We start from the raw sequence: 17,675 nt of genomic DNA, 5'->3' as shown, positions 1-17,675 counted from the left end.
AGCGGCGCGGCCGCTGCGGGTGGGCGGCGCGGGTGCTTGCGGTGGGGTTTCTGCCCCACACTCCAGCATCACACCCGCACCGGCCCGTCCGGGGCCGTCAGCCGCGGGTGGCGAGCGACCGGAGGAAGAAGGCCAGGTTGGCGGGGCGCTCGGCGAGGCGTCGCATGAAGTAGCCGTACCAGTCGGTGCCGTACGGGATGTAGACGCGCATCCGGTGGCCCTCGGTGACCAGGCGCTCCTGCTCGGCCTCGCGGATGCCGAAGAGCATCTGGAACTCGTAGTCGCCGGGCTTGCGGCCGTTGCGCTGGGCGAGGTCCTGGCCGATGGCGACCATGCGCGGGTCGTGGGAGCCGATCATCGGGTACCCGTCGCCCGCCATGAGGATCTTCAGGCAGCGCACATACGCCTTGTCGACCTCGCGCTTGTCCTGGAAGGCGACGGTCGCGGGCTCCTTGTAGGCGCCCTTGACCAGCCGGACCCGGGAGCCCTCGCCGGCCAGTGCGTGGCAGTCGTCCTCGGTACGGAAGAGGTAGGACTGGACGACGGCGCCGGTCTGCGGGAAGCGCGCACGCAGCTCCGCGAGGATGGCGAGGGTGGAGTCGACGGTGGTGTGGTCCTCCATGTCGAGGGTCACCGTCGTACCGGCCTCGGCGGCGGCCTCGACCACCGGGAGGACGTTCTTGAGGGCCAGTTCGTGGCCGCCGGTCAGCGCCTGGCCGAAGGCCGACAGCTTGACCGACATCTCGGCCTTGGTGCCGAGGTCCTGCGCCGAGAGCGCCTCGGTCAGCCGGAGGTAGGCGTCGCGGTTGCGGAGCGCCTCGGAGGGGTCGGTGATGTCCTCGCCGAGGTGGTCGAGGGTGACCTCCATCCCCCGTGCGGCCAGCGACCGCACGACGGCCATCGACTGGTCGAGCCGTTCACCGGCGACGAATCGGTCGACCACCGGGCGGGTGATCGGAGCGGCCGCGACGATGCGGCGGATGCTGTCGCTGCGCGCGGCGGCGAGAAGCACGGGACCCAGCATGGGGCACCTCCACGATTCAGGATGACAAATGCCGGGCGGGCGCCGTTTGGGGGCGGGCGCTGCGGCAAGGTGAGCCACCTGAAACTTAAGGATCTCGCCACCTTTCAGCCATCGACAGCTGTCACGCCTTCGTGTCCCGTATCTCAGACAGATGTATGAGAATGAAACGAACGGCGAGAGGGACGGCCGCGCCCCCGGGCTGCCGATGACGGCGCCGCGGGGCTGTGTGGGGACGGGTAACGGGGACGGCAAGTGACACGGAAGGAGACGGCCGGCGGATGCGGGGCGACTACCAGCAGCTCGTGGACGACATCTCAGCGGCGCTCGGAGCGCCCGCGACCCTGGAGGACCGCGATTTCGGGCTGATCGCGTTCGGTGCGCACGAGGGCGACGACGATCTCGTCATGGATCCGGTGCGCACCCGCTCGATCCTCCAGCGGCGCTCGTCGGCCGCGGTGCGCGCCTGGTTCGAGGCGTTCGGGATCGCCCGCGCCAAGTCCGCCCTGCGGATCCCGCCGGACCCGGCGGCGGGCGTCTTCAAAGGCCGGATCTGTCTGCCCGTACGCCACCGCGGCATCGTCCACGGCTACGTCTGGCTGCTGGACGACGGCCACCTCACCGATCTGGAGCTGGGCGGCCGGGACACCCCGCCGGACCCGCGGATCGAGCACGCCATGGAGACCGCGTCGCGGATCGGCGCGCTGCTCGCCGAGGACGCGCGGGCCGGGTCGGAGCTGGGCGATCTGCTGCGTGAACTGCTGCTGGCGCACCCCGCGGACCGCCCGGCGGGCGCCGTCCTGCTGCGCGACGCGCTCCGCGACACCCTGCGCTTCACCCCGGGCGCGCCGCTGACGCTGGTGGCGGTGCTGCCCTGGGACACCACCGACACCGACGCCGCGCCGCCGCCGAGCCTGCCCGGGCTGCTGGCCGCGTGCGCGATGTACCCGGAGGGTCCGGGCGGCCGGGCCGACACCCCGGGGACGCTGCCGCTGGACGGCACCACCCCGCCGCGCGGCATCCCCGTCCTCACCGCGCCGCGCCCGCGGCAACCGGCCCCCGCGCTGGCCGCGCTGGTGCGGCTGCGTTCGCCGGGGGCGCTCGGGCCCGCGCACACCGTCGCCGAGCATCTGCTGCGCTCGCCGCGCGCGGGCGCGGTCGTCCAGCCGCAGGGCCGCGGCGGTGCCCGTACGCAGTCGCAACCGGAGGCGCGGATCGGGGCCGGGGTCGCCGGGATCGCCGCCGGGACCACGGAGTTGGCGGCGCTGCCGGGCGCCTGGCACGAGGCGCTGGACGCGGCCCGCGCGGCGCGCGCCGAACCCAAGCTGGGCACCGTCGCGGAGTGGGCGGCCCTGGGCTCGTACCGGCTGCTCACCGCGTTGCCCACCGAGGCTCCGGACGCCTCCGTGCGGCCGTTGCTGGACCCGGCCCACACCGAACTGGCCCGTACCGCCGAGGCGTTCCTCGACTGCGCGGGTCAGGCCGGGCGCACCGCGCAGGTCCTCGGGATCCACCGGCAGACGCTCTACTACCGGCTGGGCCGGGTCGAGAAGCTCACCGGTCTCGACCTGGACGACGGCGAGGACCGGCTGCTGCTCCACATGGGACTGAAGGCTTCGCGGTTGTAACGGCGCCCGCGGTTGTCATGGCGTCCGCGGTTGTCATGGCGTCCGTGGTTGTCATGGCGCCCGCGGTTGTCACGGCGTCGACGGCCGCCGGACGGGACCGGGTGACGAGCCGGACGGGCCCGGGCTGCGGGCGGTCCGGGCGTGGCGCCGCGGGTCACGGGCGGGCGGGGGCCGGGCACCGGCCCCCGCCCCTCCCCCGGGTGCGACGCCCCACCCGGCTACCGGCGGCGCTCCGGCCCCGGTCCCTTGCGCCCTTCCTTGTGGAGGGACGTACCGTCGTCGAACTCCACCTCCTCCTTGCGGAGTTCGGTGTTGATCTCCTGCTGCACGGTGACCCGCTCGGTCTCCAGCCGGACCCGCTCCACCGGCACGGTCCGCTTGGTGACCACGGCCTCCTCCTCGTGGAGGACGACCTCGACCTCGCCGTCGCCGAGCCGCGGGGCGGTGCGGCCGCGCATCCGCTCCTCGTCGCTGATCTTCTCCCGGACCAGCCGCACCTCCTCGTGGCTGAGCGGGACGGTGCGGTGCACGTCCTCGGTCACCACGTGCTTGCGCAGATGCGCCCGACCGGCCTCGCGCTCCTCGGTGCCGATCTGGATCCGCTCCTCGGAGAGCACGATCTCGGGAACCTGTTCACGGGTCTTGCCGGTCTCCGGGGCCTCGCCCTCCGCACGGCCGCGGGACATCCCGGCCCCGGCCATCGGCCGGCCGGTGTGCTCGGTGCGGGCCGCATGCTCGCCCTCGGCCATCGTGCGGTCGCGCTCCCCGGCCCGGGTACGGTGCCCGGCGGCGGCCATCCCGGCGGCACCGCCCGCGGCGGTCCCGGCGGCCATGCCGGTGGTGCCCTTCGCCGTCCCCGGCGTACCGGTCGTGGTCCCGGCCGGACTGCCGGTGTCGGCGCCCTTGGGGCCGCCGGTCGTCCCCGGCCGGGTCAGCCCGTAGTGGCGGTAGAGCTCATCCTCCTCGGAGGGGTCGAGGTGCCCGTCCGCGTCGATCCGCGGCGCCTCCTTGATCGTTTCCTTCGTGTGCGGAACATGCAGTTCGTCGTCGACCCGCCGGGCCCCGGCGAGCGGGATGAAGGTCTCCTTCATGCCGAACAGCCCGGTCCGCACCGTGATCCACTCCGGGACGTTGGTGGCGTCGTCCCGGTAGACCTGCTGGACCGAGCCCACCTTGGCGCCCTCCGCATCGACCACGTTCAGGCCGGTGAGGTCCTGAGGGGTGTCACCCAGGGGTGCATTCATGGCGTCTTCTCCTTCCGCACGCGCCGGAGGGGGCACGCGCATTTCCCATTGCGCGTCGCCCCGACCCGCGCAGCGACTCGGGAACGGGCCCGCCGGGCGGCTCCAAGCCCCCCGGGACGGTCCTGACGGCGCTCCCGCCCACCCCGGTCGCTACTCCATTCGGGTGAACGCGGGGGGCGGGAGCCTCCGGGCCGCTCACCCGGCCGGACGCGCACCGGTCGCGGCCCGCCGCCCGTCCGGCGCCCGGGTACGCGAACGGGCCCGGACCCCGCGGCAGCGGAATCCGGGCCCGTCGGGAACGGTGCGGCTCAGCCGAGGTTCACGGCGCGCACCGAGGAGGCGCCGATCTCGTCCGAGATCTCCGCGAGCACGCTCGCCGGGATGGTGTCGTCGACGGTCAGCGCGACCAGCGCCTCGCCGCCCACGTCCGCCCGCGAGACCTGCATCCCGCCGATGTTGATCCCGGCCTCACCCAGGATCCGGCCGACGGTGCCGACGACGCCGGGACGGTCGCCGTAGCGCAGGAACGCCATGTGGTCGGCGAGCGCCAGATCGATGGAGTGCTCACCGACGGCGACGATCTTCTGGGTGTTGCGGTGGCCGGAGAGCGTGCCGGAGATCGACACCTCCTGGCCGTCCGCGAGGGTGCCGCGCACGGTGACGACGTTGCGGTGCTCGGCCGACTCGCTGCTGGTCGTCAGCCGCACCTCGACGCCGCGCTCCTGCGCGAAGAGCGGGGCGTTGACGTACGACACGGTCTCGTCGACGACGTCCTCGAACACGCCCTTGAGCGCGGAGAGTTCCAGCACCTTGACGTCGTGCTGGGTGATCTCGCCGTAGACCTCGACGTCGAGGCGGACCGCGACCTCACCGGCGAGCGCGGTGAAGATCCGGCCCAGCCGCTCGGCCAGCGGCAGGCCCGGCTTGACGTCCTCGGCGATGACACCGCCCTGGACGTTGACGGCGTCCGGCACCAGCTCACCGGCGAGCGCGAGCCGCACCGAGCGGGCCACCGCGATACCGGCCTTCTCCTGCGCCTCGCCCGTGGACGCGCCGAGGTGCGGGGTCGCCACGACCTGGTCGAACTCGAACAGCGGCGAGTCGGTGCAGGGCTCGGAGGCGTAGACGTCGAGACCGGCACCGGCCACCCGGCCCTCCTTGAGGGCGGCGGCGAGAGCCGTCTCGTCGACGATGCCGCCCCGCGCGGCGTTGACGATCCGCACCGACGGCTTGACCTTGTGCAGCGCGTCGTCGCCGATCAGACCGACCGTCTCGGGGGTCTTGGGCAGGTGGACGGTGATGAAGTCGGAGACCTCCAGCAGCTCGTCCAGCGAGAGCAGCTTGACGCCCATCTGCGCGGCACGGGCCGGCTGGACGTAGGGGTCGTAGGCGACGACCTTCATGCCGAACGCGGACATCCGCTGGGCGACCAGCACACCGATCCGGCCGAGGCCGACCACGCCGAGGGTCTTCTCGCTCAGCTCGACGCCGGTGTACTTGCTCCGCTTCCACTCACCGTTCTTCAGGGCGGTGTTGGCCTGCGGGATGTTGCGCGCGGTGGCCACCAGCAGACCGCAGGCCAGCTCGGCGGCGGTGACGATGTTGGAGGTCGGGGCGTTGACGACCATCACACCGGCCTTGGTGGCGGCGGAGACGTCGACGTTGTCCAGGCCCACGCCCGCGCGGGCGACGACCTTCAGCTTCTTCGCGGCGGCGATCGCCTCGGCGTCGACCTTCGTCGCGGAGCGCACGAGGATCGCGTCGACCTCGGCGATGGCGGGCAGCAGCTCGGCGCGGTCGGCGCCGTTGCAGTGCCGGATGTCGAAGTCGGGGCCGAGCGCGTCGACGGTCGCGGGCGACAGTTCCTCGGCGATGAGTACGACGGGTTTGCTCACGTGGTCTTCAGTCCTCACTAGTCCTTCGCGGACGGCCGTCCCGACGGCCGAAGGCGGTGAAGGGGGCAGCCGCGTGAAGACGCACGACGTTGTGAGCCTGACGCGCTTGTGCCTGGCAGTGTAGTGGCGGCCCGGGGCTTCTCCTGCGCCGGAGCGTAAGGATCACCCGTGCGTGGTTCTACGCGGTGGACAAGGCGGCCGCGGCCCGCTCGTGCGGGCCCCGGCCGCATGGGTGACGGGGGCCGCGGGCGGCGGCGCGACCCCCGTCACCCGGAGGCTCACGCCTCGTCGTCGACCCAGCTCATGAGCTTGCGCAGCTCCTTGCCCGTGGTCTCCAGGAGGTGGTTCTCGTCGGCCTTCTTGTACTCGTTGTACTTCGGCAGACCGGCGTTGTACTCCGCCATCCAGTTGTTGGCGAAGGTGCCGTCCTGGATCTCGCCCAGGACCTTCTTCATCTCGACCTTGGTCTGGTCGGTGATGATCCGCGGGCCGGTGACGTAGTCGCCCCACTCGGCGGTCTCGGAGATCGACCAGCGCATCTTCTCCAGGCCGCCCTCGTACATGAGGTCCACGATGAGCTTCAGCTCGTGCAGGCACTCGAAGTACGCGATCTCGGGCTGGTAGCCCGCCTCGACCAGGGTCTCGAAACCGGCCTTGACCAGCGCGGCGGCGCCGCCGCACAGCACGGCCTGCTCGCCGAAGAGGTCGGTCTCGGTCTCCTCGGTGAAGGTGGTCTTGATGACACCGGCGCGGGTGCCGCCGATGGCCTTGGCGTACGAGAGGGCCAGCGCGAAGGCGTTGCCGGAGGCGTCCTGCTCGACGGCGGCGATGCAGGGCACGCCGCGGCCTTCCTCGTACTGACGGCGGACCAGGTGGCCGGGGCCCTTGGGGGCGACCATGCAGACGTCGACACCGGCCGGGGCCTTGATGAAGCCGTAGCGGATGTTGAGGCCGTGGCCGAAGAACAGGGCGTCGCCGTCCTTGAGGTTGTCCTTGACGGACTCCTCGTAGACCTTCGCCTGGATCGGGTCCGGCACCAGGATCATGATGACGTCGGCCTCGGCCGCCGCCTCGGCGGGGGTGACGACGCGCAGACCCTGCTCCTCGGCCTTGGCCTTGGACTTGGAGCCCTCGTGGAGGCCGACGCGCACGTCGACACCCGAGTCACGCAGCGACAGCGCGTGGGCGTGGCCCTGGCTGCCGTAACCGAGGACCGCAACCTTGCGGCTCTGGATGAGGGACAGGTCGGCATCGGCGTCGTAGAACAGCTCGGCCACTTCGGGTATCTCCTTGGGATCTAGCTGGTTGCCCACACAGTACGTCGGGCGGGGTGGGGAAGGTTGCGGGGTCTCGCGATGCGAGCGGGGCGGGCGGCGCGGCCGGGCGGCGCCCGCGCGGATCAGGCCGTGCGGTCCAGGGCGCGCAGCGAGCGGTCGGTGATGGACCGGGCGCCGCGCCCTATGGCGATGGTGCCGGACTGGACCAGCTCTTTGATGCCGAAGGGTTCGAGCATCTTGAGCATCGCCTCCAGCTTGTCGCTGGAGCCGGTGGCCTCGATCGTGACGGCGTCGGGTGAGACGTCGACGGTCTTGGCGCGGAAGAGCTGGACGATCTCGACGATCTGCGAACGGGTCTCGTTGTCGGCGCGGACCTTCACGAGGACGAGCTCACGCTGGATGGCGTGGCCCGGCTCCAACTCGACGATCTTCAGGACGTTGACGAGCTTGTTGAGCTGCTTGGTGACCTGTTCGAGGGGGAGCTTCTCGACACTCACCACGATGGTGACGCGGGAGATGTCGGGGTGTTCGGTGACACCGACCGCGAGGGAGTCGATGTTGAAGCCGCGGCGGGAGAACAGCGCGGCGATCCGGGCGAGGATGCCGGGGGTGTTCTCCACCAGGACGGAGAGCGTGTGCTTGGACATGTCGTCTTCTCTCTATCTTCCGTGACGTCCTGGGCTCAGTCGTCCGCGCTGTCGCCGAAGTCGGGGCGGACCCCGCGGGCGGCCATGACCTCGTCGTTGGAGGTACCGGCGGCCACCATCGGCCAGACCTGCGCGTCCTCGTGGACGATGAAGTCGATCACGACCGGACGGTCGTTGACGGCGTTCGCCTTGGCGATGACGGCGTCCAGCTCGGCCGGGTCCTCGCAGCGCAGGGCGACACAGCCCATCGCCTCGGACAGTTTGACGAAGTCCGGGACGCGGGTGCCGCGCGGCTTGTCGTCGGCGGGCTCGGCGTCGGGACCGCTGTGCAGCACGGTGTTGGAGTAGCGCTGGTTGTAGAAGAGGGTCTGCCACTGGCGGACCATCCCGAGCGCGCCGTTGTTGATGATCGCGACCTTGATCGGGATGTTGTTCAGCGCGCAGGTGGTCAGTTCCTGATTGGTCATCTGGAAGCAGCCGTCGCCGTCGATCGCCCAGACGGTGCGGTCGGGCATGCCCGCCTTGGCGCCCATCGCGGCGGGGACGGCGTACCCCATCGTCCCGGCGCCGCCGGAGTTGAGCCAGGTGGAGGGCTGTTCGTAGTCGATGAAGTGGGCGGCCCACATCTGGTGCTGGCCGACGCCCGCGGCGTAGATGGTGCCCTCCGGGGCGAGCTTGCCGATCCGCTCGATGACCTGCTGCGGGGAGAGGCTGCCGTCCTCGGGGAGTTCGTAGCCCAGCGGGTACGTCTCGCGCCAGCGGTTGAGGTCCGTCCACCAGGCGGCGTGGTCGCCGCGGTGACCGGCCTCGTGCTCCGCCTGGACGGCGACGATCAGATCGGCGATGACCTCGCGGGCGTCCCCGACGATCGGCACGTCCGCGACGCGGTTCTTGCCGATCTCCGCCGGGTCGATGTCGGCGTGGATGACCTTGGCGTACGGGGCGAAGGAGTCCAGCTTGCCGGTGACCCGGTCGTCGAAGCGGGCGCCCAGGGTGATCAGCAGGTCGGACTTCTGGAGCGCGGTGACGGCGGTGACCGAGCCGTGCATCCCGGGCATGCCGACGTGCTGCGGGTGGGTGTCGGGGAACGAACCGAGCGCCATCAGCGTGGTGGCGACGGGCGCGCCGGTCAGCTCGGCCAGCACCTTCAGCTCCGCGGTGGCGCCCGCCTTCATCACCCCGCCGCCGACGTAGAGCACCGGGCGCTTCGACTCGACGATCAGCCGGGCCGCCTCGCGGATCTGCTTGGCGTGCGGCTTGGTCACCGGGCGGTAGCCGGGCAGCTCGGTGTGGGGCGGCCAGGCGAAGACGGTCTGCGCCTGCATCGCGTCCTTGGCGATGTCGACGAGGACCGGACCGGGGCGGCCGGTGGACGCGATGTGGAACGCCTCGGCGATCGTCCGCGGGATCTCGGCGGGGTCGGTGACCAGGAAGTTGTGCTTGGTGATCGGCATCGTGATGCCGCAGATGTCCGCCTCCTGGAAGGCGTCCGTGCCGATGGCGCCGGAGGCGACCTGACCGGTGATCGCGACCAGCGGGACGGAGTCCATGTGGGCGTCGGCGATCGGCGTGACGAGGTTGGTGGCACCGGGGCCCGAAGTGGCCATGCAGACCCCGACCTTGCCGGTGGCCTGGGCGTATCCGACGGCGGCGTGGCCCGCGCCCTGCTCGTGCCGCACCAGCACGTGCCGGACCTTCGCGGAGTCCATCATCGGGTCGTACGCCGGAAGGATCGCGCCACCGGGAATGCCGAAGACCGTGTCGGCCCCCACCTCCTCCAGGGAGCGGATGAGGGACTGCGCACCCGTGACGTGCTCGACGGCGGCGGTGCGCTGCGCTCCTTGGGCGTGACGGGTCCGCGGCTGCGGATGGTGGGCCCCGGTGGCCTGCTCGGTCATCTGCGTCTCTTCTCGAAGCTGAGGGTTTTGGCGGGGTTTGGGGGGTCTGGTGCAACAAAAAACCCCTCGTGCCAGGAGGCAAGCGAGGGGAGCGCGTCGGTGCGGTCAGTTGGGTCGTTGCCCAGCTTCAGCCGACGCGCTGTCCAAGTACGAGAATTCGGGTGCGCATGGCACTGACCCTCCCCCCGGCGCGCCATGAGTGTCAAGTGGGTGGGACGGAGGTCTCACTATTTGAACGGAGCGGGGGGTGGACGATGGCGTCGGGACCCGACCCGCCGTGCCGAACGGGCAGGCCACTGCCGGTCAGCACCACCGCGCGGCTCGGTCCGGCCTGACTCGGCAGCGGGGTGGAACCGGCCGTCAGCACCCGGCGCAGCCGGTGCTCGTCGAGCGGTCCGGAGAAGGCGGCGCCCTGCCCGTGGGTGCACCCCATCGCGCGCAGGGCGAGCACCTGCTCAGGCAGATCGACACCCTCGGCGACCGACTGCATCCCGAGATCGGAGGCGATCCGCAGCAGACCGGAAGTGATCTTGTGCAACCGGGCGGACTCCGCCACACCGTCGATCAGCCCGCGGTCCAGCCGCAGGACGTCGATGGGGAGCCGCCGCAGCGCACCGATCGCGGCGTATCCGCTGCCGAAGCCGTCGAGGGCGATACGGACCCCCAGCCGCCGCAGCGCGACCAGGCGGCGCTCCAACTCGTCCAGCGGGGTCCGGGCGTCGCTCTCGGACAGCTCCAGGACGAGCGCGCCGGAAGGCAGGCCGTACCGGGAGAGCAGCGTCTCGATGGTCTTGGGCGGCAGGGAGCGGTCGAGGAGGCGGCGGGCGGAGAGCTGGACGGCGACCGGCACCCGGTGCCCCGCGCGGTGCCGGGCGGCGGCCTGCTCGACGGCGGCCTCCAGATGCCAGCGGCACAGCTCCGCGGTGCGGTCGCCGCTCTCGTCGGCGAGCCGCCCGCGCTCACCGACCCGCAGGAACTCCGCCGGGGTGAAGAGGATGCCCTGGGCGGAGCGCCACCGGGCGTGGGCGGCGACGGCGGTGACCCGGCCGGTGGCCAGCTCGATCACCGGCTGGTGCAGCAGCAGGAACTCGCCGTCGTGGAGCGCGCTGCGCAGCCGGGTGGCCAGCTCGGCGCGGCGGGCCACCTCGGCCTGCAACTGCGGGGCGTACAGCTCGACGCGCCCCTTTCCGGCCTGCTTGGCGCGGTACATCGCGAGGTCGGCGTTGCGCATCAGACCGGCCGGGGTGATGCCGGGCTCGGCGAAGGCGACGCCGATGCTGGCGGCGACCCGGACGTCACGGCCCTCGATGCGGTACGGCTCGGAGAGCGTGACGCGCAGGCGGTCGGCGATCTCGTGGATGCGGAACTCCCGGGTGGCGGGGTCGCAGGCGGCGTCGCCGGTGATCAGGGCGGCGAACTCGTCCCCGCCCAGCCGGGCCGCTATGTCGCCGGAGCGCACCGAATCGCCCAGCCGCCTGGCCGCCTGGATGAGGAGTTCGTCGCCCGCCTGGTGGCCGATGGTGTCGTTGACCTGCTTGAAGCCGTCGAGGTCGATGTAGAGCACGGCGGTGCCGTGGTCCCCGGCGCGGCGACCGGCCAGCGCCTTGCTGACGCGTTCGGTGAACAGGGCGCGGTTGGGCAGGTCGGTGAGGGCGTCGTGGGAGGCGTTGTGCTGGAGCTGCGCCTGGAGGCGGACCCGCTCCGTGACGTCCCGGGAGTTGAAGATCAGGCCGCCGTGGTGGCGGTTGACGGTGGATTCGACGTTGAGCCAGCCTCCCCCGCTCTCGGCTCCGTTCGAGCGGGAGGCGCCTCCTTGGCCGGGCCGCCGCGCACCGGCGCGGAAGCGGCATTCGATACGGGTGGTGGGCTCGTCCTTGGGTGAGGCGGCGAGGAAGCGGCGGACCTCGTGGAGGACCCGGCCGAGGTCCTCGGGGTGGATGAGCGCGGAGAGTTCGGAGCCGACCAGCTCCTCCGCGTCGCGGCCGTAGACCCCGGCGGCGGCGGGGCTGACGTAGCGCAGCACACCGCTGGGCGCGGCGATCATGATGACGTCGCTGGAGCCCTGCACCAGGGAGCGGAAATGGTTCTCCTTCTGCGCCAGCTCCTGGGTGAGGGTGAGGTTGTCGAGCAGCACGATGCCCTGGCGGATGACCAGGGCGAGGACGACGGTGCAGCCGGTGAAGAGGACGACGCGGTCCAACCGTTGTCCGTCGAGGACGTTGGTGAGGATGCCGAGGGTGCACACCGCGGCGGCGAGATAGGGCGCGAGCGCGCCGAGCGAGCCCGCGAGCGGCCGGGCACCGGCGTACAGGGGGCGGCGCGGCGCCCGTACGGCGTCCTCGGTGGCCTCCCCCACCCGGCGGGTGAACCAGGGGGCGTAGGCGAGGAGGACCGACCCGGCGAACCAACCGGCGTCGAGGATCTGGCCGGAGCGGTAGTGCTCGCGCAGCAGCGGTGAGGTGAACAGCGCGTCGCACAGCACCGTCAGGGCGAGGGCGGCGATGGCGGTGTTGACCGCCGAGCGCTGGGCGCAGCCGCGCCGGAAGTGCAGCGCCAGGACCATGCTGACCAGCACGATGTCCAGCAGCGGATAGGCGAGCGCCAGCGCGCACCGGGCGACCGAACGGCCCTGGAAGTGGGTGGTGTTGGCGAGGGCGAGGCTCCACGACAGGGTGAGCAGGGAGCCGCCGATCAGCCAGGAGTCCAGCCCCAGGCAGACCCAGCCCGCGCGGGTGACCGGCCGTTTGGCGAGGACCAGCAGTCCGACGATGGCGGGCGGCGCGAAGAGCAGGAAGCAGAAATCGGCCGGGGAGGGGCTGGGCACCGGGGCGCCCTCGACGACCTCGTACCAGCCCCAGATGCCGTTGCCGAGTGCGGCCATCGCCGAGGAGATGGCGAAGAGCGTCCAGGCGGGACGGGCGTGGGAGCCGACGGCGCGGGCGTACAGTGCGCAGGAGACGGCGGCCACCAGTGCGGCGAAGCTGAGCCCGAAGTCCCCCATGACCAGCGCGACCTTGGGCGATCCCCAGCCGAGGGCGGAGCCCACGGCGTACCCGCCGCAGACCGCCGCGAGCGCGATCTGCGGCAGCAGGCTCGGCGGCCGGTCGGCGGGGAGTCGCGGACGGGAGAGCACCGCGCCCGGCGCGCTCACCGGACCCTCCCGCAGGTCGTCGTCCGGCTGTGACGCGGTCGGCGCACCGGGGGCTGCTGCCCCGTTCCCCCCGGTGCCCGTGGATCGCGTGTCTCGCGGTGTGCCCATCGGCCGTACATCGCCCGTCGCCCCCCTCGCGTTCCGGATGCTTCACGGGCGCCGCTTGCCTCGTCGGCGCCGTCCCCGCTCGGGACGATACACCAGATCGGTCACTCAGGGATATAGGTTCTCTACAGAGCGTGACTATGCGTGAAGTGCAGACACACAGCGCATTCATACGGACCCGTAGCGCTACCCTTCGGCATTCCGCTCCGCCGTCGCGACGGTGTTCCGCAGCGGCCGCCCGGCGGCGAAAAGGGTCAGCTGGTCGCGCAGGAGGCGCTTCGCACGGGGCAGAAAAGCAGAACTGGGGCCACCGACGTGTGGAGTGATGAGCACACCAGGGGCGCGCCAGAGGGGGTGTGCGGCCGGGAGCGGTTCCGGATCGGTGACGTCGAGTGCCGCCCGCAGCCGTCCGGACGTCACCTCGGTGAGCAGCGCGGCGGTGTCGACGACCTTGCCGCGGGCGACGTTCACCAGCAGGGCGCCGTCCTTCATCCGGGCCAGGAAATCGCGTCCTACCAGGCCACGGGTGGCGTCGGTGAGCGGGGTGGCCAGCACGACGACATCGGCGTCCGGCAGGAGGTCACCGAGCGCGGAGAGTGGATGCACAGGGCCGCGCACGGTCTCACGCGCGGTGCGCGCGAGGCGCGTCACCCGCGCGCACTCGAAAGGAGTGAGCCGGTCCTCGATGGCACTGCCGATCGACCCGTACCCCACGATCAGAACGGTCCGGTCGGCCAGCGCGGGCCGGAACACGGGGCGCCACTCCTCCGCGTCCTGGGCGCGGACGAAGTCGGGGACGCCGCGGAGCGCGGCGAGGATGAGGGTCAGCGCCAACTCGGCGGTGCTGGCGTCGTGCAGCCCACGGGCGTTGCAGAGCCGGGTGCCGGGCGGGAGTTGGCCGAGGGCGGGCAGAATGTGCTCGACGCCGGCGGTCAGCGTCTGTACCACCCGCAGCCCGCTCATCCGGGCGAGCGGCCGCAGCGACACCGCCACGTCCTTCATGTACGGCACGGCGTAGAACACACAGTGGGCGGGGTCGGCGGGGTACTCGGGGCCCGCGTCCCAGTGGACGTAGTTCAGGCCCGTGGGGAGACCGTCGATCTCTTCCGGGGGAATCGGGAGCCAGACGTCGTGCGGGCTGCCGTGCGGGTCTGCGGTTGCCATGGTCCGAGGCTATGCGAAGGACCGTTCCTCCAGACGTTAGTTTGGTCTGGCCCTTGACCGGGGGCGAGGGGACGGAGGCACGACCAGGTGGAGCGCAGGACAATCGGCGCGGCAACGCTCGAAGTAGGCGCAATCGGGCTCGGCTGCATGCCGATGAGCTGGGGGTACACCGAGTCGCAGCGGGACTTCGAGAGTTCGCTGCGGGCCGTGCACACCGCGCTCGACCGGGGGTGCACCCTGCTGGACACCGCCGACATGTACGGGCCGTTCACCAACGAGCTGCTGGTGGGCCGGGTGCTCAAGGAGCGGCGGGCGGACGCGTTCGTCTCGACCAAGGGCGGGTTGCTCGTGGGCGAGCAGCACATCGTCGCCAACGGGCGGCCCGGTTATGTGAAGCGTGCCTGTGACGCCTCGCTGCGGCGGTTGCGGACCGACCACATCGATCTGTACCAGCTGCACCGCGCGGACCCGGAGGTGCCGATCGAGGAGACCTGGGGGGCGATGGCGCAGCTGGTGGCCGCGGGCAAGGTGCGGTCGCTGGGGTTGTGCGCGGTGGGCGCGCGGGCGCTGCGGCCCACGCGGACGGACCGGCCGGTGCCCGGGGGCGGGCGGCGCCCCGGGGCGCGCACCCATCAGTTGACGCTGCGTCAACTGGAGCGGATCCAGCAGATCTTCCCGGTCAGCAGCGTGCAGGCGGAGCTGTCGGTGTGGTCGCCGGAGGCGCGGGACGAGCTGGTGCCGTGGTGCGAGTCGCGCGGGGTGGGTTTCCTGGCGGCGATGCCGCTGGGCAACGGCTATCTGACCGGCACCCTCACGCCGGGCCAGGGCTTCGAACCGGCGGACATCCGGGCCCGCCATCCGCGCTTCACCGCCGAGATGATGGCGGCGAACCAGCCGGTGGTGGCCGGGTTGCGGCGGGTCGGCGCCCGGTACGGCGCGACGCCGGGGCAGGTCGCGCTGGCCTGGGTGCTGGCGCAGGGCCGCCATGTGGTGCCGGTCCCGGGGACGAAGAAGGAGCGCTGGGCGGCCCAGAACGCCAAGGCCGCCGATCTGGTCCTGGACCGCGCGGACCTGGCGGAGATCGCCTCCCTGCCACCGGCCCGGGGCTCCTGGTACTGACCCGGGAGCGGGCCGGTCGACGGCGGCCGGGCGACGCCCGGGGCGGGCCGCGGCGTCGCCCCGTCCACCGGTACGGGCCTGACGCCGCGTCACCGCACGGCGGCGCCCGACGCGGTACCGCCGCACGGCGGGCCCGGACGTCGTCCCGTCCGCCCCGGGCGGCGCTCCGTCCGTCCCCGCCCGCCCCGTGCGGCGCCCCGTACCGCCGCCGTGGTGGGCGTCCGTGCGGCGGTACGGGGGAATCGCGGTGTGGGCCGCCGCGTGGTGCGGTGCGGGTGTGGTGTCCTGGGCGGGGCCGGGCGGCCGGGTGTTCCGGGTGTTCGCGCAGCCCTCCGGGCGGTTCCGCCGGTCCGGTGGCCCGTCGGCGTCCGGTCGCGGTCCGCCTCCGGCATTCCCGGCCCGCGCGCCTTTCCGGACCCGCGTGTGCGGCCCGGCGCGTGCGGTGGCCGGACGGCGCGCGGGCCCGGCGTGCGCGCCGCCCCGGTACGGGCCGGGGCCGCCCGTGCACCGCTCCCCGACGAGAGGATTCCGCCGTGCCACACCGCCTCCCGACCGCCGTGACGGCCGCCGCCGTGCTGCTCCTCGTGGCGGGCTGCGCCGCCGAGGGGGCCCGGCCGGTCCCGGGTGCGCCGTCCCCGGAACGGTCCGCCGCCGCGGCCACCGGGCCGGGGCAGGGCGCCTCCCCGCCGCCCGCCAAGGGGTCGGCCGAGGTGACCCGCACCCTGGCCACCGGCTTCAACTCCCCCTGGGGCGTCGCCGCGCTGCCCGGCGGCGATCTGCTCGTCGGCTCCCGCGACAAGGGCACCCTCACCCGCGTCTCGGCCCGCGACGGGCACCGGACCGAGGTGGGGTCGGTGCCCGGTGTCGCCCCGGGCGGTGAGGGCGGTCTGCTGGGGCTCGCCGTCTCCCCGTCGTTCCGCGGCGACCACCTCGTCTACGCGTACTTCACCACCGCCTCCGACAACCGCATCGCCCGGATGACCTACGACGACACCCGGCACACCGGTGACCAGTTGGGGGTGCCGAGCACGGTGCTGCGGGGCATCCCCAAGGGCCGTATCCACAACGGCGGGCGGCTGGCGTTCGGGCCGGACCGGATGCTCTACGCGTCGACCGGCGAGACCGGCCACAAGGATCTCTCGCAGGACAAGAAGTCCAAGGCGGGCAAGATCCTGCGGATGACCCCGGACGGCGCGCCCGCGCGCGGCAACCCCGACCCCCGTTCGGTGGTGTACTCCTACGGCCACCGCAACGTGGAGGGCCTCGCCTGGGACAGCGGAAGGCGCTTGTGGGCCTCGGAGTTCGGCGAGGACACCTGGGACGAGCTGAATCTCGTCGAACCGGGCCGCAACTACGGCTGGCCCGCCCGCGAGGGCAAGGGCCCGACCGACGGCCGCTACGTCAACCCGGTGCTCCAGTGGAAGCCCGCCGACGCCTCGCCCAGCGGGCTGGCGTACGCCAAGGGGTCCCTGTGGATGGCCGCGCTCCGCGGTGAGCGGCTCTGGCGCATCCCGCTGAACGGGGCGAAGCCGGAGGCGGCCCCGCAGGCGTTCTTCACCAAGCGCTACGGGCGGCTGCGGACCGTCCTGCCGGCCGACCACGGGGCGCTGTGGCTGGTGACCAGCAACACGGACGGCCGCGGGCACCCGCGGAAGGGCGACGACCGGATCCTGCGGGTGGCGATCAGCTGACGCCCCTCCCCCGGCACGCACGAAGGCCCACCGGTTCGGTGGGCCTTCGTGGTGGTGCGGGCAGCGGGGAGCCGTCAGCCCGCCGGGGGCTGGGTCGGGGCCTTGGGGATGGTGGGCAGGCTCGCCAGCAGGTCGAAGTACATGCCCGCGGAGATCAGCAGCCCGAGGACGCCGAGCGCCAGACCGCCCCAGGCGACGGCGCGGGTCCAGGTGGCGCGCGGCCGGTTGAAGAGCACCGCGGCGCCGACCGCCACGGCGAGCAGCGCGAAGACGCCGTTGATCAGTGCGGTGGTGTGCCAGGGCGCCCCGTAGACGGTGGCGATCTGGTCGGTGGCCTTGCCGGACTGGAGCTTGATCTGCCCCAGCAGGGTCTGCCGCTCGGCGAGCAGCGTGCCGAGCCAGGTGCCGGTCACGGAGGCGAGGCCGAGCCCCGCGGCGACGACGGCGCCCGCGCCCCGCTTCACCCCGGTCGGGGCGGGGGCCGCGCCGTCCGCCGCGCCGTCCTGCTCGGCGGCGTCCTCGGCGTCCTCGGTGCGCTCGGTGTCCACGGCGTCCGCGCCGGTGCCCTCGGCCCGGTCCGCACCGTCCTGCTCGTCGGTGGCGGTCGCCGCGTCCTCACGGTCTCCGGCCGGTTTCCCGGCGTCCTTCCCCTCCGTCCGCGGGGTCTCCGTGGCGGTGTCCCCCGTCACGGACGGGTCGTCGGTTCGCGTCGCGTCGCGCTCATCGGTCGTCGTCCTGGTCGTTCCCATGGGCGCGACCGTAGGGGCCGCGTCTGAGAGCGGGATGAGAGCCGGATGAACGCGGGGACAGCGCGGGGCGCGGCGGGGCCCGGCCG

The 17,675-nt window shown here is 72.7% G+C and carries 12 protein-coding genes; 3 read left to right on the top strand and 9 right to left on the bottom strand.

The features are described 5' to 3' along the window. Positions 1 to 97: 97 nt before the first annotated feature. Positions 98 to 1,024: a proline dehydrogenase family protein gene (locus IF23_RS0118020; RefSeq protein WP_030284868.1), complete on the bottom strand. Its 927-nt coding sequence runs from the start codon at positions 1,022 to 1,024 to the stop codon at positions 98 to 100. Positions 1,025 to 1,302: 278 nt separating this feature from the next. On the opposite strand from IF23_RS0118020, the gene IF23_RS0118015 reads away from it, so the two are divergent. After that, positions 1,303 to 2,649, top strand: coding sequence for a helix-turn-helix domain-containing protein (locus tag IF23_RS0118015; RefSeq protein ID WP_030284867.1), 1,347 nt, complete (start codon positions 1,303 to 1,305; stop codon positions 2,647 to 2,649). Positions 2,650 to 2,867: 218 nt separating this feature from the next. Here the strand turns inward: IF23_RS0118015 and IF23_RS0118010 are convergent, their stop codons facing one another. The 7 genes from IF23_RS0118010 to IF23_RS0117980 form a co-directional block, all read right to left on the bottom strand. Beyond that, positions 2,868 to 3,893 carry a PRC and DUF2382 domain-containing protein gene (locus tag IF23_RS0118010; RefSeq protein WP_030284866.1) on the bottom strand — a complete coding sequence of 342 codons (1,026 nt, stop codon included), beginning with the start codon at positions 3,891 to 3,893 and terminating at the stop codon, positions 2,868 to 2,870. 308 nt (positions 3,894 to 4,201) lie between these two features. Beyond that, positions 4,202 to 5,788 carry a phosphoglycerate dehydrogenase gene (serA, locus tag IF23_RS0118005; protein WP_030284865.1) on the bottom strand — a complete coding sequence of 529 codons (1,587 nt, stop codon included), beginning with the start codon at positions 5,786 to 5,788 and terminating at the stop codon, positions 4,202 to 4,204. Positions 5,789 to 6,066: 278 nt separating this feature from the next. Further along, a complete protein-coding gene (gene ilvC, locus IF23_RS0118000) occupies positions 6,067 to 7,065 on the bottom strand; it encodes a ketol-acid reductoisomerase (protein WP_030284864.1) in 999 nt (332 codons plus the stop codon). 122 nt (positions 7,066 to 7,187) lie between these two features. Then, a complete protein-coding gene (gene ilvN, locus IF23_RS0117995; RefSeq protein WP_030284863.1) occupies positions 7,188 to 7,712 on the bottom strand; it encodes an acetolactate synthase small subunit in 525 nt (174 codons plus the stop codon). A 35-nt stretch (positions 7,713 to 7,747) separates the two neighbouring features. Next, complete coding sequence (locus tag IF23_RS0117990; RefSeq protein ID WP_030284861.1) at positions 7,748 to 9,610, bottom strand: acetolactate synthase large subunit; 1,863 nt, start codon at positions 9,608 to 9,610, stop codon at positions 7,748 to 7,750. 202 nt (positions 9,611 to 9,812) lie between these two features. Beyond that, entirely contained in the window at positions 9,813 to 12,761 is a 2,949-nt protein-coding gene (locus IF23_RS0117985) for a putative bifunctional diguanylate cyclase/phosphodiesterase (RefSeq protein ID WP_030284859.1), read from the bottom strand. Positions 12,762 to 13,052: 291 nt separating this feature from the next. After that, the gene (locus tag IF23_RS0117980; protein ID WP_030284857.1) at positions 13,053 to 14,030 is read right to left on the bottom strand and encodes a 2-hydroxyacid dehydrogenase; all 978 of its coding nucleotides are present in this window, start codon (positions 14,028 to 14,030) and stop codon (positions 13,053 to 13,055) included. A gap of 87 nt (positions 14,031 to 14,117) precedes the next feature. On the opposite strand from IF23_RS0117980, the gene IF23_RS0117975 reads away from it, so the two are divergent. Both IF23_RS0117975 and IF23_RS0117970 read left to right on the top strand, forming a co-directional pair. After that, entirely contained in the window at positions 14,118 to 15,149 is a 1,032-nt protein-coding gene (locus tag IF23_RS0117975) for an aldo/keto reductase (protein WP_030284854.1), read from the top strand. A gap of 533 nt (positions 15,150 to 15,682) precedes the next feature. After that, entirely contained in the window at positions 15,683 to 16,840 is a 1,158-nt protein-coding gene (locus IF23_RS0117970) for a PQQ-dependent sugar dehydrogenase (protein ID WP_030284853.1), read from the top strand. Between the two features lie 74 nt (positions 16,841 to 16,914). Here the strand turns inward: IF23_RS0117970 and IF23_RS0117965 are convergent, their stop codons facing one another. Then, positions 16,915 to 17,589, bottom strand: a complete 675-nt coding sequence (locus IF23_RS0117965) for a hypothetical protein (protein ID WP_030284850.1) — start codon at positions 17,587 to 17,589, stop codon at positions 16,915 to 16,917. Between the last annotated feature and the right edge of the window lie 86 nt (positions 17,590 to 17,675).

This window comes from Streptomyces catenulae, from assembly GCF_000718015.1.
In the GTDB taxonomy this organism is placed as follows: Bacteria; Actinomycetota; Actinomycetes; order Streptomycetales; family Streptomycetaceae; genus Streptomyces; species Streptomyces catenulae.
Note: the sequence above shows the minus strand (reverse complement) of the source record. Positions and strands in the feature narration are given on the sequence as shown.